This is a genomic window from Microvirga mediterraneensis, from assembly GCF_013520865.1.
Classification (GTDB): Bacteria; Pseudomonadota; Alphaproteobacteria; order Rhizobiales; family Beijerinckiaceae; genus Microvirga; species Microvirga mediterraneensis.
This window is the reverse complement of sequence record NZ_JACDXJ010000001.1, coordinates 2,736,593-2,756,161: the sequence shown is the minus strand read 5'-3', so window position 1 is coordinate 2,756,161 and position 19,569 is coordinate 2,736,593. Positions and strand designations below refer to the sequence as shown.

Genomic DNA, 19,569 nt, shown 5'->3' with positions numbered 1-19,569 from the left:
AGCAACATGGGCGACGACACAATGGCTGCCAACACGCTCCGAAGAGAAACACTGGGGGAGCTAGCCCTGCGAAATGCCGAGCAAATGGCATTCCCAGCAACCGAATGGGAGGCGAACACCCTTGCGGAGGTTCTCGCCCTGCCGCGCGTCACTGTCACGCGGCCACCCGAGGAGCAGTTGTTGGCCGCTGGCATGCTTCCATACGATTGCCATGCAAACTGTTTCGCACAGGCGGCAAACGATCCGGACCGGGTGAGCCGTCATGTTTTTGGATGGTTGATCTACGGTTCGGATCTCATCTTGCATTCGGTTGTAGAGACGCGCGGGCATTGGCTTTGTCTGACGCCGCAATCGGTGCAGGCACCTTCACAGTTCCAATTCATCCCCGATCCCTTCATCGAGTGGCTGGATACAGGTGATGGAGGCAGGCACGCATTTCGGTGTGGAGTGAGGCTTCCCAAGGCGCTTCGAAAATATCCCGCCTATCATCTTCGGATGTGGGATGAACTCAATGATCTAATGGCGTCGGGCATGTCGGCATTCGATGCCCGGGAAATGGTTGATGTCACCTTGGGTGCCGAGCTGAGGAAAATGGAACCGATTTGATTCAACGTGCCGGCAGCTATCAGGCTCATACCAACCTTTGACCATTGGTTGCGCAATGACCGCTCCAAATCTCTGACATAGAGCGCAAAGCCGACATCGCTAACAAGCGGCACGAACTTCTGCTTTGGGTCGGGTACGGTCTTTAAGCGTGATCGCGTAATGGTCCGCTCATCCCAGCAGTGCAGAAGTACGGATAAGGTCGGCCTCGTGCCATGTGTGGACGGCTCCCCGTTGGCAAGGGATTCGTTTAACGCTTCTGCAAGGCTGGTCGGTGCGGCCATGTGTTCGACCTGTTGCTGCGGTGCTCATGACCGCTGGCCATAATGCCCTCCGCGAAGGGGTCCCGACCAAAAGCTCGCATTCCAAGATGCTCTGGCACGAGTGGGGTGTCCCGCTTCCCGGTTCGACCGGATCCTGCATTAGTGTCCAGATGCCCTTCCCAACCTGAGTCTCGTCGAGTAACCCGACGAGGTTTTACGCCGCCTGCCTGGTCACCGGCTCACGGTAGCGCTCGCCCGTGGCCATGATCGCCCACACCATCCGGGCCATCTTGTTGGCCAGGGCCACCGCTGCCACCTTGGTCGCTCGCCGCGTCAGCAACTGCACGATCCACGGCCGCTTCGTTCCATGCCGCTGAGCAAAACGGATCACCGCCAGGGCTCCCACCGTGAGCATGGATCGTAGATAGCGATTGCCCTGCTTGGTCACGCCGCCGAGTCGCTCCTTGCCACCGCTGGAGTTCTGCTTCGGCACCAGCCCAATCCAGGCCGCCAGATTGCGCCCGGATGAGAAGGCCTTCGGGTTCGGAACATGGGCCACGAGAGCAGAAGCCAGCAGCGGACCTACTCCGGGGATCTCGGCCAGGCGGCGGCTGACCTCGCTGGCCCGGTGGCAGGCCGTGATGCGCCGGTCCATCTCCAGGATCTGACGCTTGACCAGCATCAGTTGCTCCGCGAGCGCTAGGATGCAGGCCCGAGCCAGTTCTGGCACGCGCTCATCTCCATCACGGACCATCAGCAGCAGTTCGTCGACACCCTCTCGGCCAATCTTCGCCACAAGGCCAAACTCCGCCAGATGTGCTCGGATGGCGTTGGTGAGCATAGTCCTCTGCCGCACTTGCATGAGCCGCACCCGATGAAGCATCAGGATGCTCTGCTGCTCGCACGTCTTGGTCTCGACAAAGCGCATGGTGGGCCGGGTGACAGCCTCGCAGATCGCCTCGGCATCGGCCATGTCGTTCTTCTGCCGCTTGAGGTACGGTTTGACGTAAGCTGGCGGCATGAGCTTCACCTCATGGCCCAGGCTCTGGAGCTCCCGCGACCAGTGATGGGCCGAAGCACAGGCCTCGATGCCGATCAGGCATGGCGGCAGGCTGGCGAAGAACTTGAGTACCTGCCCTCGTCTGACCTGGCGCCGGATCAATACCTCGCCGGTGGCGCTGATGCCGTGCACCTGGAAAACGGATTTGGCGATGTCCAGACCAATGGTGGTGACCGTGTTCATGGGCTGCTCCTGTGCGCTGGCTGCTGACAACAGCCATGCTACCTCACCTCTGGGTGGGAGCCGTCCACAGCATCAAAAGCGGGCGTTCCGGATTCTTGCCTCAGGGTTACTACTCGCCCGCGATGCAAGCACTCATTGAGATTTCCTTGGAGCTCACTCAGGTCCACCGCATCTTCAGCCATGCATCATCCCCGGCGTCTTGATCCGCCGCGTCTCATTCAGCGCGGGTGTGGCACAGGTAGGCGCCTTCGCCTGAGAAGCTCTCGCCATACATTCGAAGGCTCCGGGGGCTGATCAAAGCCTCGGCATCCCTGGATGCGGCGCCAACCGGGTCTGGGCGGCCAGACGTATCGGTGCGTTGGCGGCACCGAAGCCCTGATAGTCGCGACGCTCGACGATCTCGAAGAAAAAGCCATTCTCCAGTGTCTTCGTATAGACCTGGAAGAACTCCGCTGCACCGTCCCGATCATAGAGGATGTCGCCGGCCTGCAGCCGTGACAAGTCCTCCTCCGACAGATCAGTCCGGGCTTCCAGGTCTTCGTAATAGTTTTCCGGTATAGGCAAAAGCTCAACGCCATTTACTTTGAGCTGTTCGACAGTTGCGAAGATATCTGTTGTCGCGAGCGCAATGTGCTGAACACCTGAACCGAACATATCGGTCAGAAAGCGCGAGGATTGCGTGTGCCGGCTTTGGGAGGCATTGAGAACAAGGCGAAAAGATCCATCCTGCGTCTCGACCACTTGGCTCTGCACGACCCCTCCTGGGTCAATCACGGCTTGGACCGGGGTCTTCTTCACATCGAGAAGAGAGACGTAGAAGAGAAGCCACGTCAGCATTTCCTCATAGAACATTGACTGCGATAAGTGATCGAAAGTCGTGAGCCCGGCTTCCGCAGAATCACCATTGCTGTACTCAATGGGTTCGAAGTCACGGTCCCAGAGACGGTCGAGACCGCTTTTGCGGTCAATGAAGTAAATCAGACTGCCTCCAAGGCCCCGGACGGCCGGGATATCTAACTCCCCCGGTCCCACAGCCTGTTGGAAGGGCTGATCGAGAAGCCCTAATGCTCGTTCGATCGTTGCCGGAGCGTCGTCAACTCGCAAGGCAAGGGCACATACGGCGGGCCCATGGGTAATGTTGAACGAGTGGGCAAAGCCTTCCTTGTCGCAGTTCACCACGATATTGATATTCCCCTGGCGCCAGCGGGTGACTTCTTTCGAGCGGTGCGTGCCAGCCTTAACGAAGCCTAGCCCTGTGAGCACATGCTCAAATGCGCTCGCGCTGCGCTCATCCATGGCGAACTCGACAAACTCCACGCCCTGGCAGGTTGCCCAGGGCGGAAGGACGGGCAGGCCCGTCACGGGGACGGCGGTACGCTTCTGGAGTTGATCGAGCATGAAGAGCAGCGATCGCTGTCCATCAACCGCGACACTGCGAGCGGAGCCGGCTCGAAAACGGTCATTGAAGATCTCAAGCGAAAGCAGGCCGTCGAAGCCCGTGGCCTGCAGGGCATCCATGAAGGCGTCGACGGCGAGTTCCCCCTGTCCCGGAAAGCAGCGGTAGTGACGGCTCCAGGACAGGTAGTCCATACTGAGGACTGGCGCATCGGCCATCTGGACCAGGAAGATTTTGTCCTTCGGGATGGACCGAATCGCCGTCAGGTCGGTTCCGCGCGCCAGGATATGGAACGAGTCGAGCACGAGCCCGACAGCGGGATGATCAGCGCGGCGGACCACCTCCCACGCATCACGATAGTCGTTGACATGCCTTCCCCAGGCCAGCGCCTCGAAGGCAACCCGCATACCGCGCGCTGCCGCCCGCTCGCCAAGTTCACGAAAATCGGCCGCCGCTCGATCGATGCCCCCTAGGCTGTCCGACGACACATTGCTGCAGACCATCAGGAAATCGCAGCCAAGCTCCTGCATCACATCGAACTTCCGTTCAGCGCGCGAGAATACTTTGGCTCGTTGCGGCTCTGGCATGCCTTCGAAATCGCGGAAAGGCTGGAAAACTGAGGTCACAAGCCCAAGATCCTCGACCATTCGGCGCACGTCTGTCGGGGTGCCGTTGAACGAAAGGAGATCGTTCTCGAAGATCTCGACCCCTTTGAACTGGGCGGCGGCAATGGCTTGGAGCTTTTCTTCAAGGGTGCCGCTGAGACAAACGGTGGCAATGGCAGTCTGCACGGCTCTCTCCCTTTTCCTGTCACTTGTCGGTCCGCCAGGATTGATCGACCAGGACCACCCCACCGATGCCTCGGTTCAGTTTTTGTTTAGGGCCGATCAGTTGGCAAACCCTGCCTTATGAAGTGGTGTAACACGCCCCGAGATCAACAGGACTGGGGGGCAGTCGGCCCCTGCCACGGTGACCAAAGCTTCTCTTCCCGGTCCGACGCTGTCAGGATTGTTGACCCGGACGTGTTGGTGGATCTTTTTACCCGCAATGGTGTCGCCGCTTTGCTGCAGGTACAGCCTAGCCGCAGCCCCGATTTGGCGGTCCGTTGAGGCGAATGGGCCTGTCATCGGCAAAATCAGCCCAACTTATCCCAATCGATATGGAGCCTTGAGCCCATGCGAGCGAGCCGCTGAGCAAGAGCGGCAATGCCGTCGCACCCGCTTCCAGTATAGTCCGTCGTGTCATTTCCGCCTCTCGGCTTTAAGCATGCCTTACATGTTCAAGTGCTTCAGGTCGGAGTGTGAGGATGCCGATCTGCATAAAGTTACAGCCTACAGAATCTCGATCGCTCGACCCGATGCCGCGGCCTCTTTTACGGCGGCGATCACTTTCAGCGTCTTTAGTCCCTCCCGGCCTGAAACAACGGGAGCCGCGGCGCCCCGTATGACCTCGCAGAGGTTACGAACCTGCAGGCCTAGCGGATCCTTAGAGATTACGGGTAAGCGTTCACGGGCGATTGGCTTCCACCAGTTCGACTCGGTTTCATGGCGCCACAGGTCGAGATAGGGAACTGTGAGAGAACCTCGGGTACCACCAATCCAATAGCAGGTTTCCTGAGTGTGGCTGTAGGCAGGGTTCTCGCCGCTGGTGAACTCCCAACTCCAGGGTGCGGCAATGGTGTCAGAAACGTTCATCGTTCCCATCGCACCACTTGCGAACCGCAGGAGAATGACGGCAGTTTCCTCAACCGCATTCCCACGAAGGGCATTAGACTCGAGCGCCTGGACTGAAACGATGTCGCCGCACAGATAGCGGAGGAGATCCACATCGTGGATCAAGTTGAGGAAAACCGGGCCTGCGCCCTTCTCCCGGCGCCAGGGAACCTCAAAATACTCGTCCGGCTTGAAAAACCAGCAAGTCCCGTGAACGGAAACGATCTGACCCAGGCGTCCGTCGTCGATCGCCTGCTTGGCCTCTTGGATTAACGGATTGTGACGCCGATGATGGCCGACCATCAGGGGGACACAGGCACGCTCGGCCGCCTCGACGAGCGTCGTTGCTCCAGCCACATCATCGGCAATTGGTTTTTCAACTAGTGTGGGTACACCCGCCGCGATGCATGCCAGCCCGTTTTCAACGTGCAACTGGTTGGGAGTCGCGATGATGACGCCTTCCGGCTTCTGGATCTCCATCATCGCCGCAAAATCTGGATACCAGGCGACCGCCTTCTCCTCCGCCAGAGCCCGCGCCGTGGGCGAGGGATCCACGATGGCCATCAGCTTGGCGTCAGCCTGGGACAGCACATGCTCGATGTGCCGCTTGCCAATCAGCCCGGCGCCAAGCACCGCCAGATTGACGGGCTGCAACAGACTGTCCGCAACGGTCATGAGGCCTTCTCGTCGATAAGCCGCGCCAGCCGGCGCAGCGCGAGGGTGTAGCCCTGCGTTCCGAACCCGGCAATGACGCCGTCGGCACGGGTCGAGACGAAGGAGTGATGCCTGAACGCCTCACGTTTGTGGACATTCGAGATATGGATCTCGATGACTGGACCCTCGAAGGTGTTCAGTGCGTCCAGGATCGCAACCGATGTGTGGGTGAAGGCGGCTGGGTTGATGGCGATACCACCGGCAACCTCCCGCGCCTCGTGGACCCAGTCGATGATCTCGTACTCGCGGTTGCTCTGGTGAAACCGGATGTCGAGCCGGAGTTCTTCGGCGACTTTCCGGCACTCGGCTTCCACGTCGGCAAGGGTTTCGTGGCCATAAATATGCGGCTGGCGTTTGCCCAGGAGATTAAGATTAGGTCCGTTCAATACGTAGACGAGGCGGCTCATAAGAGGTCCTTTGCAGTATAGTGCTTGAGAGAGGAGTGGGATCTAGTGGTGGGCCAGGATTTCACCCAGGAAGGCACGTGTCCGCGGATGTTGCGGGTCGCGGAAGAAGGTGTTCGGCTCCGCCTCTTCCACGATCTGGCCGTCCGCCATAAAGATCACGCGATCTGCGACCTGACGGGCGAAACCCATCTCGTGAGTGACGCAGATCATGGTCATGCCGTCCCGGGCAAGGCCAATCATCGTATCGAGCACCTCCTTGACCATTTCGGGATCAAGGGCTGAAGTCGGTTCGTCGAACAACATGGCCTTGGGTTCCATGCACAGGGCGCGGGCAATGGCCACACGTTGCTGTTGCCCGCCCGAGAGCTGCGCCGGGTATTTTTCGGCCTGGTTGAGAATGCGGACCCGATCCAGATACCTTCGGGCCGTTGCCTCGGCTTCCGCTTTTGAGGCTCCTCGAACACGCATCGGCGCCAGTGTACAGTTCTGCAGCACTGTCATGTGCGGAAAGAGATTGAACTGCTGAAACACCATTCCAACCTCGCGCCGTACAGTATCGATGGTACGGGCACTGTTATCGAGTGCCGTGCCATCGACGATAATGCGGCCCTCCTGGATTGGCTCCAGATGGTTGATGCACCGGATCAGCGTCGATTTCCCCGAACCGGAAGGGCCGCAGAGCACGATCTTCTCGCCGGAGCGAACCTGGAGGTTGATGGATTTGAGGGCGTGGAAGCCGCCATACCACTTCTCGACGCCTTCCATAGCGATCAGCGGGACAATGGTTGAGTTGGAAGATGGCATGGCGGGCTCCACTTTTTATTGATGCAGTTATTGTTGATGCGGTCCGATTCAGCTGACGGTGAAGGGAATGCCATCCAGGCTCGCCGGGAACTCCGGCGGATCCATCTTCATCCACTTCTGATAGACCTTGGCGAGTTCCCCATTGGCCTTGATCTTGTCGATGAATGCATTGGCGGCCGCGTTGATCTCTTTTTCCCCAAGCCGGGTGCAGGCCCCATTGTAGAGCTTTGAGAACTCGAGTTTGTTCTCGAAGGTGTCGGGCTTGGCTTGGTTAAGACGCTGGACATAGAACATGTTGGCGCCGACCGCTTGGACCTGCCCTGACAAGAGAGCTTGGATCGTCGCGGCGTCATCATCGAAACGGCGGATCGTCGTGCCAGAGGGCGCGTTGTTGGTAACCTGGGTATCCTGAGTGCTGGAGCGTGGCACGCCAATCACGTACTTGCCCATGTCGGCATTGGTCTTGATCTCGGTCGTCTTCGCCGCCACAAGCGAGATCACGTTTGCCACATAGGGCTTGCTGAACTGCACGGACTTGGCCCGGTCCGGCAGCATCGCCATCGTCGCGAACAGGATGTCGACGCGCCCGGTCGTCAGAGCCGGGATACGGTTTGCCACGGCGAGCGGAACGAACTCCACAGGAACGCCGAGTTCCTTACCGAAGAGTTCCGCGATATCAGCGTCAAACCCGTCCTGTTTGCCGGCGCTCGTGACGAACCCCCACGGCGGGTTGTCGCCTTGGATACCGACGACGATCTTTCCTTTTTTCTTGATTTCCTCGGGTGTGATGGCCAGGGCCGACTTGGTCATCAAGGCGGGGGCTGCGAGCAGGGCAGCGCCACCCATCAGAACATGACGCCGATTGAATCTCGATTTGTTGATACTATCCATGGCGTTCTTCCTCCGGTGAAGTTTTACAGGTCAGGGGATGTCGCCGGGCTGCTTCACCGGGCAGCGGCGGCAAACCGTTGTTCCAGCCATGTGCCGTAGACGGACAGCGGCCAGCAAAGGATGAAATACAGGGCGCCCACGATCCCAAAGACGAGCAAGGGCTGGAATATCTGGTTCGAAATGATGCTTCCCGCACGTGCCAGCTCCGTAAAGCCGACGATCGCCGCAAGCGAGGTGCCCTTGATGAGCTGGACAAGGAATCCGATCGTTGCTGGCAGGGAGATCCGGATTGCTTGCGGCAGGATGATGTCCTTCATGCGCGACATGTATCGAAGGGCCAAGGCGTTGGCCGCCTCAGTCTGGCCGCGCGGCACGGCCTCAATAGCCCCTCGCCAGATCTCGCCGAGGTAGGCGCTTGCATGCAGGGTGAAGCCGATTGCAACGGCAACCCAGGCGTCGAGCTTAATCCCCACGAGGACAAGTCCGTAATAAACGACAAACAGTTGCAACAGCAGGGGCGACCCCTGAAACACCGCGATATAGCCCGCTGTGATACGCTCGAGGACGCGAATGCCCGAGGTACGGGCGAGCGCAACAAGCAAGCCTGCGGCCGCACCACCGATAAAGGCAACTGCTGACAAGGCCACCGTCCATTGCAGCCCCTTGAGGAGAAAAAGAAATTCATCCCAACCCATTCTCTTTCCCTCTCACTTCACCGGATAATTGAAATAATGCTTTGAGATGAGCGCGAACATTCTCATCAGCAGCCAAGACATGATCAGGTAAAGGACCAAAACGACCCCGTAGACCTCAAAGCTGCGGAATGAGTTAGACTCGATAATCTGCGCGACGGAGGTCAGCTCGTACGCGGCAATGGCCGACGTGATGCTGGTCGTCAGGGTCAGCAGAATGAATTGGCTCGTCAGTGATGGATAAATTGCCCTGAGAGCCGGCTTGAGGACGATCATGCGGAACACGTCCGCCTTGTGAAGGCCAAGGGCAAGGCCGGCTTCGATCTGCCCTTTGTTGATCGACTGCACTCCACCGCGGATGATCTCGATGGCATAGGCTCCGCCATTGATGCCAAGTGCAATGATTGCGGTTACCGTCGGATTGAGACGTACGCCGGCAAGAGGCAACGCAAAGAAGATGAAGTAAATCTGGACGAGAAAAGGCGTGTTTCGGATGAGTTCGACAAAGGCCCTGACAAGCCAACGCAGGGGCTTAATGTGAGAGTCCCGTAGAACAACGCCGCCGATCCCGATCACAATCGCAAGCGCCATTCCACCGAGCGCAAGGCCGACTGTGCCAAGGCAGCCCCACAGCAGGTTGGGCAGCCCCTCGATCACCGGGCCAAAATCGAGCTGATAGTCCATAGCGCTTCCTCTGTCTCAAGCCGATCTTCTCAATTGGATCAGTCTACGAGTGTGTTGCCGCTCTGCTATCCTCAGGAGAGCGTCGCGGCTGTGATTGTCTGCTGCGCCGCTTGGAAAACGCGCCGCAAATGCTCCTCCGCCGGAAGGCCCGCATTCGGAACTTCGACGGAAAGCGTTGTATGGTCAGGCAGTTCGGCAATCAGTCGGGAGAGGGGCAGGTCACCCTGCCCCGGGGGGAGACGACCAGCTCGCGCCTCTTGAACGATGGCCTCCGTGCTCGTGGGCCGTATTGCAGGTGCGTCGCAGAGTTGAGCGCTCATGATGAATTCGGGCGGTAGCGCGCTCACATCCGCAGGGTCCCCACCGGATCGGGAGAGGTGAAGGGCATCGACAAGAAGACCGCCGTTGCGGCGGCCTGCATCCCGCACGACAGCCGCAGCGTCATGGATCGTCCCAACCTGGCGCCAGGGCATGACCTCGAGATCAACACCCATGCCGAACTGATCGGCCAGATCACACAGACCCGCGAAGTTCGCAATCAGGCGGGCGCGATCGGGATCATCGCCACAGACGCTGAGACGTTTGGCCCCCAGCGCTCCGGCAGCCTCAAGCGTTTCAGTGAGGGAAGCCGGAACGAAGTCTTCAGTAATTGGCACGAACTCGATGTCATAGACGTGGACGCCTTCCCCATCGAGGCGGCGGCACATCTCTCGGGAAACGTCACTTCCAGCTGGCAACGCGTAGAAGGGTGCACCTGGAAACGCTGGGTACAGGCGAAGCCCAACGGCCTTATAACCGATTGTCGCCGCAAGAGGGACAAGATCGAGAGGGGCCACGTCGATGCAGGTAAAGTGTGCAAGGCCCAGTGGTGGAGGCGTATGTGGCTTCATTCTGGCGCTTCCGTTCAATGCCAATCGTTACGGCGCGATTTTGCCGGTTAGATGGTGGAGAAGGTTGGTGCCTGTCCGATGAATGTGCTCGCGTAATCGCTTGCAGGCGAACTCGACGTCTCTGGCGACAGCACCCTGGGCAATTTCACTGTGTTCGGCGCTCACGTTTCGGTCTCCTGATGTCGCCCGGAGGAACGTTCGGCGATAGCGGTCGTTCAGGTTGAGCATCCTTCGGCAGAAGCTCAGGAGTTGAGGCATTCGGCAGCCTGCAATCAGGGTGAGATGGAATTCGCGATGATAGGCTTCCCACTGCTCAAGCGTCTCGGGCATAGCCGGATCACGAACCGCGCGATTCAGGCGATGGAGCGAGCGCATGACATCGCCTTCCCAATCGACATCCCCGACAGCGATGGCCTGCCTTAGTGCATATGTCTCGAATTCTTCACGAAGCTTGGTGAGTTCTTCCAAATTAGAAAGAGAAATCGGCGAGACGCGGTAACCGCGATTATCTTCGAACTCGACCAATCCATCTGAGATCAGCCTGGCGAGGGCTTCGCGCAACGGACTGAGGCTGACCTCAAAGCTCTCACGCGCTCTCTCCAGGTTAATTTTGCTACCCGCCTCAAGCTGGCCCGACACGATTGCCTCACGCAGACGATCGACCAGCTGACTTGCGATAGTATTCTTTCCGTCATCAATCAGAGCTGTGGAACTATGAGCTTGGCGAAGCTCGCCTGACTCGATCGGAGGCGGGGGCGAGGCAATAGGAGCGGCTCGCCTTTGATGGCGAGTAGTCGGCTTTGGCACTGCTCCGGCCTCCTCAGATCAGCCGCGCTTAGCGACGGGCGCATTTCATCGACAATCGATAGGATAAACGATTATTCTTGTCAAACTGCGGCGGAAACAACCGCGTAAGCAGGCTGATTAGCGCGACAACGAGCAAAGTTACTATTTAAAACAAGTATTTAGACTAATCGCCTGTTCTTCCGGGTGTTGCTTGGCTCGATCCAGCGGATCGTTTATTGACAAATAATCGATTATAATGGAGGTATCTGAGGCAGGAGGTGCGACCATGCTCATCGAACGCCAAGAAGATGTTACGCCAGCCGTCCTTGAAGTCATGGGGCGTACCCGCGACCCGCGCTTACGCGAGATTATGACGTCCTTGGTGAAGCACCTGCACGGCTTCGTTCGCGACGTCAGGCTGACCGAAGCCGAGTTTCGAGAGGCGACTGCCATTCTGAACGAGATGGGCAAGCTCGCGAGCGATACCCATAACGAGATGGTGCTGATGGCTGGCTCACTCGGCGTTTCGTCCTTGGTTTGCCTGCTCAACAACGGCGACAACGGCAACACTGAGACATCACAGTCGCTTCTGGGTCCGTTCTGGCGGCTGAACTCGCCAGCCGTTCCTAACGGCGGGACAATCATCCGTTCCGACACGCCGGGCGACCCGCTTTTCGTCAATGCCCGTGTTCAGGATGCTGCCGGAAATCCGGTCGTTGGTGCCGAAGTCGACGTCTGGCATGCCTCCCCCGTGGGCCTGTACGAGAACCAAGATCCCGAGCAGGCGGAGATGAACCTCCGTGGCAAGTTCACGACCGACGAGGACGGTCGTTTCTGGTTCCGCACCGTGAAAATGGTTGGCTACCCTATTCCGACTGATACTGTCGTTGGGCGGCTCCTCAAGGCACAGGATCGGCACCCGTACCGGCCGGCGCACCTTCACGCGCTCATCTACAAGCCAGGGTTTAAGGTTCTGATCTCGCAGGTCTACGACCCGCATGATCCACACATCGACACCGACGTTCAATTCGGCGTCACAAAAGCGCTTATCGGCGATTTCATCCGGCACGATGAACCGCATCCCACGTACCCTGATGTCGCGGCACCATGGTACTCGCTCGATTACGTCTACGTGATGGAGCCTGGCGAGGCGATCCTCCCGCGCGCCCCCATCAAGTAGCGAATGCGGAACCCGCATTTTCAGATCAAGATTTTAACCGACCGGACGAGAGGAAACACCTATGTTGACTGAAGACGAGCGCCGTCGCGCCGCTGAGGAGATCCTGCGCGCTGAGCGTGAGCGAGTTCCGATCCAGCAACTGAGCCGCACCTTTCCGAATATGGAAATTGAGGACGCTTATAGGGTTCAAGATCTCTGGGCTGAGGCTCGGATCGCCAAGGGTGCCCGCGTGATCGGCCATAAGATCGGCCTGACTTCGCGCGCCATGCAGATGGCCTCGAAGATAACCGAGCCGGACTACGGCCGCATTCTTGACGATGCCATGTACAATGACGGTGCCCAGATCCGTGCTGACCTGTTCTTGAAGCCGCGCCTTGAAGTTGAGCTCGCCTTCATCATGGGCGAGGATCTTGAGGGTCCTGGGATCCGGACCTACGATGTTTTGCGGGCAACCGAGTTCGTCCTTCCAGCGCTTGAGATTATCGACTATCGCACCGAGGTTCCCCGCGCCATTGTCGACACGATTGCAGACAACGCGGCCTTTGGCGCGATTGTTGTCGGTGGTCGAACGATCCGACCCATGGACATCGATGTCCGGTGGGTTGGTGCGACCCTGTCTAAGAACGGGATCATTGAGGAATCGGGCGTCTCGGCGGCGGTGATGGGGCATCCGGCGGCCGGAATTGCGTGGCTCGTCAATAAGCTTCACGCAGTCGGAGCCAAGTTGAAACGGGGGCAGATTGTGCTCGGAGGGTCATTCACCCGTCCGGTCGATATTGCAAAGGGCGACGTGATCCATGCGGACTACGGACCGCTCGGTGCCATTGGCGTCTCGTTTATTTGAGGCCATGATGACAATCCCGCAAAATTCCTTCAAACGCGCCCTCCTTGAAGGGCGCCAGCAAGTCGGTCTCTGGTGCAGCCTACCCGGTAGCTATGTCGCGGAAGCCGTTGCAGGATCTGGATTCGACTGGCTCCTTTTCGACACCGAGCACTCGCCAGGCGATCCCCTCACGGTTCTGAGCCAGTTGCAGGCCGTCGCACCTTATGCCGTATCCCCCGTCGTGCGGCCTGCCAGCAACGACACCGTATTGATCAAGCGCTTTCTCGACATCGGGGCGCAAACGCTGCTCGTTCCCTACGTGCAGAATGCGGATGAGGCCCGTCAGGCTGTTGCGGCTATGCGTTATCCGCCCGCCGGGGTTCGCGGCGTCTCGGGATTGACACGCGCGACCCGGTTCGGGCGAGCCGCCGGCTACGCCGAGCGAGCGTCCGAGGAGCTTTGCCTTCTGGTGCAAATCGAGACGGTTGAGGCTCTTGCCAGCCTGGAGGAAATTGCTGCGGTTGAGGGAGTGGACGGGGCCTTCATCGGGCCAGCTGATCTGGCCGCAAGTCTCGGTCACGTCGGCGAGCCTGGACATCCGGATGTCGTGGCAGCTGTCGAGGATGCGATCCGTCGCATTCGGGCTTGCGGGAAGCCGGCCGGTATTCTGACGCCGGACACCGCCTTCGCTGAGCGATGCATCACTCTCGGCACCACCTTCACGGCCGTTGCGATCGATGTCGGCATTTTGGCCCGCACGTCGGAGAAGATTGCAGCGCAGTTCAAGTCCAAGTGAGCGGCCACTCTTACCTTTGAGGAGGATCGACATGCCCCCCAGCATGCGGGATGCTGCCATTCGCGACCTTGCACCAACTGGGGTCGTACGCGCCGCCATCAATACGGCCAACCCGGTTCTTGCCCGCAAAGGTCCTGATGGACTTCCGCAAGGTGTCTCGGTCGACATCGCTCAGGAACTCGGCCGGTCCCTCGGCCGCCCCGTCCAGCTCATCGCCTACGAAACCGCTGGACGGGTCTTCGACGCACTCGACCGGAGCGAATGGGATTTGGCGTTTCTCGCCATTGAGCCGGCCCGGGCAACCCGGGTGATCTTCTCGTCGCCCTATGTGGTCATCGAGGGCACATACCTCGTCCGCTCTGACGCAACCTTCACCAGGGTCGCGGAACTCGACCGCACAGGGACAAAAATCGCGGTTGGCTTGAATGCGGCCTACGATCTGTATCTGAGCCGCCATCTGGAGCATGCAGAGATCGTTCGGGCTCCTACCCCTAACGCCGCCCTCGAGATGTTTGCGACTGAAGGGCTGGAAGCCGCGGCCGGCGTTCGACAGGCGCTGGAGGCGTTTGCGACTCAACGGCCGGGTTTCCGCGTCCTGCCGGACCCCTTTATGACGATCAGGCAGGCATTGGCGACGCCCCAGGGCCGAGAGGTCGGAGGGCAGTATCTGAACGACTTCATCGAAAATCTGAAAACGTCGGGTTCTTTGCGTGCGGTTCTCGATCGGAACGGCCAAGCCGGCGTTCCAATTGCAGGGCCCTGACAGAGCCATTCGGGACTCAGGTCTTTCGACAATTCATAACACTTTGGTTCCTCGCAAGGGAGGAAACCGGCAAACGATCAGAATTGGAGACATAGATGATCAGCGGAAAGACAACCTTGATCGCGCATCTCGGATATCCGACCGAGTCCTTTCGGGCACCGATGATCTACAATCCCTATTTCGAGAAGCACGGGATCGATGCCGTGGTGATGCCTATGGGCGTCAAAGCCGAGGACTACCCGGATGTTTTCCGAAGCCTGTTTCGCCTCACCAATATTCGCGGCGCCCTCATCACCATGCCGCACAAGATCACGACGATCTCTCTCCTGGACGAGGTGAGCACAACGGCGAAGGTCGCTGGATCATGCAATGCCGTGTTGCGGCGTTCCGACGGCTCTCTCCTGGGCGATATGTTTGACGGCGCAGGGTTCGTGCGCGGGCTCATGCGCAAAGGACAGAAGCTCACCGGAGCGAAGGTCCTGGTTGTCGGTAGCGGGGGAGTTGGGTCGGCCATAGCGGCCTCACTGGCTGCCGCGGGAATCAGCGCGATTGGTCTATTCGATAACCACTCCGCAGCGGCGGAGGCACTCAGCGACCGACTACGCCAGCACTATCCTCAGCTTCAAACCGTGATAGGATCCAACGATCCCACGGGGTACGATGTCGTCGTCAACGCGACACCACTTGGCATGAAGGATGGCGATCCGCTCCCAATGGACGTCACACGGATCGCGCCGAGTACCTTCGTCGGTGAGGTCGTGATGAAGCAGGAGATCACCCCCTTTCTTCGCGCCGCCAGAGACAAGGGATGTCCAATCCAAGTCGGAACCGACATGCTGTTCGAGCAGATCCCCGCATACTTGGAATTCTTCGGCTTCCGCAGCACGACACCGGAAGAACTTCGGGCTGTCGCCCAGATTGCATACTAATTCATGCCTTGGAGCGATAGGGATCGCTTGGGTACTACAGAGCTAGCCAGATCCACCTATAAGGCATAGCGAACTTCAGTATGAGGTTTCGGCGATACAGATCGGCGAAGTCACAAAGTGACTAGCCGGCGCCGGGTTTATAGCTTGCGAGGGTCTGCTGCGGGTCAAACCCGGAAATCCCGCATCCGGACTAAATGTCCGCTGTTCGCTGGAAAGCGGCCCTCTCTTTCCCGACTGCCCCGCCTGGACACCACTGGTTTGAGATGAAGAGCTGCGGGAACGGTGCACGTTGGGGGTAAGCACTCCATTGAGCCGCCACCCGCCTTACGCAGGTGGCGGCCTGTCGTCAGAGATCCAGAACCAGGCGAAGGCTCGGCCGCTTCTTCACCCTCTCAAGTGCGGCGCGGCGGTTCACAAGCTCAGTTAGCTGCTTGAGGATCTCATTCTTTTCGACCTCAAGCACACTCGCGAGTACCTCCGCGGCGCTGGCGAGTTCTGCCAATGCGTTGTCATCACCATTCTTGCCCTGTGTCATGGGTTCCTCCCTTTGATCTGGACAAGGGCTGGCTCAAATACGTCCAGCCTCCCGACGTCACTTTTCTCGGACGACGAGAGAAGTTCCTTGATTTCCTGGGCTGAGAGAGTGCCTTTGCTTTCAAGAGCGTCCGCGATCTTCTGAAGTGCCGATCGATGCCCAGTGAGGATCAATGCCGCCCGCTCCTCGGCGTACCCGAGGCGGTTACGCACAGCGTCGATCAACCCAGGAACCAGAAAGCTCTGGCTGTCAGGGACATAAGCATTTCCTGTGAGCCCGAGCCCGAACTGCGTCTCGATTGCACGAGCGAGTTCGGTAGCGCGACATAGGTCCGATTCATCCCCTCCTCCTGCTCCGATCGAGATCTCGTCCATTTCCAGAGCCTCCGCAGCACGTCCAGCCATCAGGATCGCGAGCTGCCGCTCACACATCTCAAGGGTGGCGGTGCCATCCAACGTGGCGCTCACCTCTGCCACTCCGCCCTCTGAGTGCAGGCTCGCACCGACAACAGAGCCTGGCCCAAGGATCGAAGCCACCACGACATGACCCGCCTCATGGATTGCAATCCGCCGCCGGGCTTCGGGTCCCAGCTGGGGCCGACTGGCCCGTATCTGATCGAGCACATCGTCCAACGCGAGCGCGCGCCCTGCCCGGCGTGCCACTCCCCTCGCCCGCCGAACGAACGCTTCGACATCGGCCCCGGTGCAGCCGAGGGCTGCAATCGCCGCTGGCACCGTGTCGTCATTGGGCAAAGCCGCTCCGAGATGATGCCGAAAGATCGCGGTCAGTGCAGGTAGATCCGGCTTCTCGATCCTGATCTCGTGGTCGAGGCGCCCTGCGCGCTTGAGAGCTGGATCGAGCCGCTCTGGATAATTCGTCGCCGCAACAACAACGACCCCAGGCCGGTCCTCCGCGCCTGCAAGTTCTTCAAGAACCGAATTGATGACTTGGCCCCAGTATTCGACGTACTCACCGCGGAGGACGGCCCTGTCCGAAATTCCATCGACCTCATCAATGAAGAGAACACATGGCGCCCGCCTCCGCGCTTCGGCGAATACTGAGCGGATCGCCTGAAGAGTTCCGCTGAGGTACTTGGATGCGTTCCACTGCGCCACCGATGTTGCGATGAGTGGCACTCCTGCTGTCTGGGCGAGAGCCTGGGCGAACAACGTTTTACCCACCCCGGGCGGGCCGCTCAGAAGAAGGGCCGGGTGATCGATCTCATCCCAGCTCAGTCTGCCTGCCTTGTAGGCAACGAGGTCGGCTGCGAGCTCCTGCCCCCAGGTACCGGCGTCGCCATAACCAGCAAGATCGTCGAGGGTTGGACCGTCTGGCAGGATGTCTTCCCGAGCAGCGATGCATTCGAGTGCCTCAATGCAGCGATCTGCGCTGCGGTCAGGGCAGATCGCAAGCGGCAGATCCGCCACCGTCAGGCCGCGCAATCCTTCAGGGGCCAGAAGGCGGGTCGGCGTTTCCCCCGTGACCGCCTCTATGATCAACTCGAGCGCTGCCATGTCGAGCGGAGGCAGCGCCAAGTGCCATTCAGCAATCCTCATCAGGTCCCGGGGCAGATGGCTGTGGGGATCCGGCGCGATACCAATCAGCGGGATCGGAATGTTGCGCGCATGGGCCACGACTTCGTTCCCAACATCGGGTCGGTCGTCTCGTCCACCCTCCCGCGCCAGAATGAGCGCAGCAGGCCCTTCAGGTCGATGAGAGCCGATTTCAGCGCCATACACAGAAGCATTCTCCGGCAGTGCGCATCGTGTCAGGACGCGTCTTACCAAGGGAACAATCGCGCCGGTGCTGGCCTCAATAACGACGACCGGCGCTTCACCACGAAGTCGCCGGATCAGATCAGGCTGTCGCTCCATGGCGCGGGCAAGCCCAATCGCCACCGCGGCGAGGTCGGCGCGCAAAGGAGGCCGACGTATTTCATCAGCAATCTCAGTTGGGCCATCGCTCGTGAGTGGCTCCACAGGATCGTCCGGATCCGTTGCGACCCGGAGCCCCCATCGAATACGATCCGCCTCCTCTCTTGCAAGGGCGTCTAGGAAGCCTCGCGCCAGAAGGTCAGCTTCCGCAGTTGCGCTGGAAGCCAGCGGTGGAGGCATTGGCCCGCGCTTGGGCCGAGACAGTCGCTTGAGCATGGGATCTCCTTCGGGCGCAGGCGCCTGATGGTCAGAGGTTTGGAAGGAAGATCGCGACGCGGTTCGCGGGCATGAGCCTCGCAGCAACGGGCGTCGTTACGATCACGCGCGACATGCGTGATGAGATCGAGCGTGATTTATGCAGCTCCGGATGCGTACTGCAATACCTGGCTTTAGTAGCACTCGAGTAGCACTTGACGGGATTCTTTTCTTGTTCCTTTCATAAGGGACGGACCGATGAAGCCGGCCGGCGGACTGCAAAATGGCACTTGGACTGAAACGTCTGGCGCATCAGCGCCCCCTGAGCCGTCCCCTCCCGCGGCTCTGATCCGCGATCATCCAACGGCTGGGAGGGCCTGCAGGTCTCCCCATGCGTTTAGCCTCCACAGACGCCGCGCGCGGCGAGTATCCCGGATTCCTATCGTTCAAGAATGAACAGCCTCTACGCTACCCTTTGCGGTGGCATCGAGACGGTCTTTTACAGGCTGCACTCGATCCCACGATCGTTCGGATGGACCCATCTCCCATCCCGGCTCCTGAATTACCCTGGGATGTGGGCTTCGCATTCCTCGCAATCTACAGATCTTCCGCATTAATCGTTGGCCTGTCGGATATGAACGAGGGAACAGGACAGACCTCGGGGTATCCACTTGTGGTTCTGCCTCGGGCGTATGTACTGTCCGAGCCACGTGCCTCGACTGCATGCATGGTATGGTCGACCCGCCGCGTCCCAGTCGCTCCCGGTGACAGAATTCGGATTCTGCAGCACTTGTCTGAGGCTCCCGATGGCTTGCCGCTCTCGCAGCTTAGCCTCCTAGTCAGATCTCCCGACGTGGATGCTGTCGAGGCCGTTCTTGCGATGGTCTGCACCGGACTTCTTTCGCTCGACATTTCACAACATCTGACACCGGAGTCGGTCGTCCGTAGGCCGAAACGCGTGGAGTCTGCACTCGCGCCGATGTTGACGATGTCGGTTTAAACCATGCTCGGGGCAGTCAGAATGCTGAGCTCTTTAAGTGGATGTCTTTTCATTTGGAGGTGGATTCGCTCGCGAAGCGAGCGGCCATACAGCTGCTATCCAGCTCGAAAAACACGTCTAGGAAGCCCAGGACAAAATGCCGCTCCTACAAGGAGTCTCTCAAGGATACGGCAAGAACGTCGTTCGTTTTACTGCGGAAGGATACATGATGCACTAGCAGTACGGCAAAAACAGGGATCTCGTGCCTCGCCACCAAGCCCCGCATAGTTTCAAGACATCCTTCCACAATCTCATCGGAGTCCTTGCTGCGCGGCGTCTCCAAACGATTC

At 59.3% G+C, this 19,569-nt stretch carries 18 protein-coding genes; 6 read left to right on the top strand and 12 right to left on the bottom strand.

The features are described 5' to 3' along the window. Window positions 1-6 precede the first annotated feature (6 nt). Complete coding sequence (locus H0S73_RS13070; protein WP_181052576.1) at window positions 7-606, top strand: hypothetical protein; 600 nt, start codon at window positions 7-9, stop codon at window positions 604-606. 474 nt (window positions 607-1,080) lie between these two features. Here H0S73_RS13070 and H0S73_RS13065 read toward each other — a convergent pair whose 3' ends face one another. From H0S73_RS13065 to H0S73_RS13020, 10 genes are all read right to left on the bottom strand, one after another. After that, entirely contained in the window at window positions 1,081-2,109 is a 1,029-nt protein-coding gene (locus H0S73_RS13065; RefSeq protein WP_181052575.1) for an IS110 family RNA-guided transposase, read from the bottom strand. 294 nt (window positions 2,110-2,403) lie between these two features. Next, window positions 2,404-4,296, bottom strand: coding sequence for a TIM barrel protein (locus H0S73_RS13060; protein WP_181052574.1), 1,893 nt, complete (start codon window positions 4,294-4,296; stop codon window positions 2,404-2,406). Window positions 4,297-4,836: 540 nt separating this feature from the next. After that, window positions 4,837-5,892 carry a Gfo/Idh/MocA family protein gene (locus H0S73_RS13055; RefSeq protein ID WP_425488192.1) on the bottom strand — a complete coding sequence of 352 codons (1,056 nt, stop codon included), beginning with the start codon at window positions 5,890-5,892 and terminating at the stop codon, window positions 4,837-4,839. Continuing rightward, entirely contained in the window at window positions 5,889-6,338 is a 450-nt protein-coding gene (gene aroQ / locus H0S73_RS13050) for a type II 3-dehydroquinate dehydratase (RefSeq protein WP_181052573.1), read from the bottom strand. Before aroQ ends, H0S73_RS13055 begins: the two co-directional genes overlap by 4 nt. Window positions 6,339-6,380: 42 nt before the next feature. After that, complete coding sequence (locus H0S73_RS13045) at window positions 6,381-7,142, bottom strand: amino acid ABC transporter ATP-binding protein (protein WP_181052572.1); 762 nt, start codon at window positions 7,140-7,142, stop codon at window positions 6,381-6,383. A 48-nt stretch (window positions 7,143-7,190) separates the two neighbouring features. Further along, window positions 7,191-8,024: a transporter substrate-binding domain-containing protein gene (locus H0S73_RS13040; RefSeq protein WP_425488222.1), complete on the bottom strand. Its 834-nt coding sequence runs from the start codon at window positions 8,022-8,024 to the stop codon at window positions 7,191-7,193. A gap of 62 nt (window positions 8,025-8,086) precedes the next feature. Next, window positions 8,087-8,728, bottom strand: a complete 642-nt coding sequence (locus H0S73_RS13035; RefSeq protein ID WP_181052570.1) for an amino acid ABC transporter permease — start codon at window positions 8,726-8,728, stop codon at window positions 8,087-8,089. A 12-nt stretch (window positions 8,729-8,740) separates the two neighbouring features. Beyond that, a complete protein-coding gene (locus H0S73_RS13030) occupies window positions 8,741-9,409 on the bottom strand; it encodes an amino acid ABC transporter permease (RefSeq protein WP_181052569.1) in 669 nt (222 codons plus the stop codon). A gap of 71 nt (window positions 9,410-9,480) precedes the next feature. Continuing rightward, window positions 9,481-10,299 carry a sugar phosphate isomerase/epimerase family protein gene (locus tag H0S73_RS13025; protein ID WP_181052568.1) on the bottom strand — a complete coding sequence of 273 codons (819 nt, stop codon included), beginning with the start codon at window positions 10,297-10,299 and terminating at the stop codon, window positions 9,481-9,483. 27 nt (window positions 10,300-10,326) lie between these two features. Beyond that, window positions 10,327-11,043 (bottom strand): GntR family transcriptional regulator, encoded by a 717-nt coding sequence (locus tag H0S73_RS13020; RefSeq protein ID WP_181054325.1) that lies wholly within the window; start codon window positions 11,041-11,043, stop codon window positions 10,327-10,329. Window positions 11,044-11,371: 328 nt separating this feature from the next. Between H0S73_RS13020 and H0S73_RS13015 the strand changes: the two genes are divergently transcribed. The 5 genes from H0S73_RS13015 (at window position 11,372) to H0S73_RS12995 (ending at window position 15,576) form a co-directional block, all read left to right on the top strand. Beyond that, window positions 11,372-12,265, top strand: a complete 894-nt coding sequence (locus H0S73_RS13015; protein WP_181052567.1) for a dioxygenase family protein — start codon at window positions 11,372-11,374, stop codon at window positions 12,263-12,265. A 61-nt stretch (window positions 12,266-12,326) separates the two neighbouring features. Beyond that, window positions 12,327-13,109: a 2-oxo-hept-4-ene-1,7-dioate hydratase gene (gene hpaH, locus H0S73_RS13010; RefSeq protein ID WP_181052566.1), complete on the top strand. Its 783-nt coding sequence runs from the start codon at window positions 12,327-12,329 to the stop codon at window positions 13,107-13,109. A 7-nt stretch (window positions 13,110-13,116) separates the two neighbouring features. Further along, window positions 13,117-13,884 carry a 4-hydroxy-2-oxoheptanedioate aldolase gene (gene hpaI / locus H0S73_RS13005; RefSeq protein WP_181052565.1) on the top strand — a complete coding sequence of 256 codons (768 nt, stop codon included), beginning with the start codon at window positions 13,117-13,119 and terminating at the stop codon, window positions 13,882-13,884. 31 nt (window positions 13,885-13,915) lie between these two features. After that, window positions 13,916-14,647 carry an ABC transporter substrate-binding protein gene (locus H0S73_RS13000; protein ID WP_181052564.1) on the top strand — a complete coding sequence of 244 codons (732 nt, stop codon included), beginning with the start codon at window positions 13,916-13,918 and terminating at the stop codon, window positions 14,645-14,647. Between the two features lie 95 nt (window positions 14,648-14,742). Further along, window positions 14,743-15,576 carry a shikimate dehydrogenase family protein gene (locus H0S73_RS12995; protein ID WP_181052563.1) on the top strand — a complete coding sequence of 278 codons (834 nt, stop codon included), beginning with the start codon at window positions 14,743-14,745 and terminating at the stop codon, window positions 15,574-15,576. Between the two features lie 346 nt (window positions 15,577-15,922). On the opposite strand, the gene H0S73_RS12990 is transcribed toward H0S73_RS12995, so the two are convergent. Beyond that, window positions 15,923-16,111: a hypothetical protein gene (locus H0S73_RS12990; RefSeq protein ID WP_181052562.1), complete on the bottom strand. Its 189-nt coding sequence runs from the start codon at window positions 16,109-16,111 to the stop codon at window positions 15,923-15,925. Next, a complete protein-coding gene (locus tag H0S73_RS12985) occupies window positions 16,108-18,261 on the bottom strand; it encodes an AAA family ATPase (protein ID WP_246388872.1) in 2,154 nt (717 codons plus the stop codon). Before H0S73_RS12985 ends, H0S73_RS12990 begins: the two co-directional genes overlap by 4 nt. Between the last annotated feature and the right edge of the window lie 1,308 nt (window positions 18,262-19,569).

What these genes read in the sequence shown, in the direction of transcription:
- H0S73_RS13070 (WP_181052576.1), top strand. Translation starts at nt 7, where the DNA reads ATGGGCGACGACACAATGGCTGCCAACACGCTCCGAAGAGAAACACTG.
- H0S73_RS13065 (WP_181052575.1), bottom strand. Translation starts at nt 2,109, where the DNA reads ATGAACACGGTCACCACCATTGGTCTGGACATCGCCAAATCCGTTTTC.
- H0S73_RS13055 (WP_425488192.1), bottom strand. Translation starts at nt 5,892, where the DNA reads ATGACCGTTGCGGACAGTCTGTTGCAGCCCGTCAATCTGGCGGTGCTT.
- aroQ (WP_181052573.1), bottom strand. Translation starts at nt 6,338, where the DNA reads ATGAGCCGCCTCGTCTACGTATTGAACGGACCTAATCTTAATCTCCTG.
- H0S73_RS13045 (WP_181052572.1), bottom strand. Translation starts at nt 7,142, where the DNA reads ATGCCATCTTCCAACTCAACCATTGTCCCGCTGATCGCTATGGAAGGC.
- H0S73_RS13035 (WP_181052570.1), bottom strand. Translation starts at nt 8,728, where the DNA reads ATGGGTTGGGATGAATTTCTTTTTCTCCTCAAGGGGCTGCAATGGACG.
- H0S73_RS13030 (WP_181052569.1), bottom strand. Translation starts at nt 9,409, where the DNA reads ATGGACTATCAGCTCGATTTTGGCCCGGTGATCGAGGGGCTGCCCAAC.
- H0S73_RS13025 (WP_181052568.1), bottom strand. Translation starts at nt 10,299, where the DNA reads ATGAAGCCACATACGCCTCCACCACTGGGCCTTGCACACTTTACCTGC.
- H0S73_RS13015 (WP_181052567.1), top strand. Translation starts at nt 11,372, where the DNA reads ATGCTCATCGAACGCCAAGAAGATGTTACGCCAGCCGTCCTTGAAGTC.
- hpaH (WP_181052566.1), top strand. Translation starts at nt 12,327, where the DNA reads ATGTTGACTGAAGACGAGCGCCGTCGCGCCGCTGAGGAGATCCTGCGC.
- hpaI (WP_181052565.1), top strand. Translation starts at nt 13,117, where the DNA reads ATGACAATCCCGCAAAATTCCTTCAAACGCGCCCTCCTTGAAGGGCGC.
- H0S73_RS13000 (WP_181052564.1), top strand. Translation starts at nt 13,916, where the DNA reads ATGCCCCCCAGCATGCGGGATGCTGCCATTCGCGACCTTGCACCAACT.
- H0S73_RS12995 (WP_181052563.1), top strand. Translation starts at nt 14,743, where the DNA reads ATGATCAGCGGAAAGACAACCTTGATCGCGCATCTCGGATATCCGACC.
- H0S73_RS12990 (WP_181052562.1), bottom strand. Translation starts at nt 16,111, where the DNA reads ATGACACAGGGCAAGAATGGTGATGACAACGCATTGGCAGAACTCGCC.
- H0S73_RS12985 (WP_246388872.1), bottom strand. Translation starts at nt 18,261, where the DNA reads ATGCTCAAGCGACTGTCTCGGCCCAAGCGCGGGCCAATGCCTCCACCG.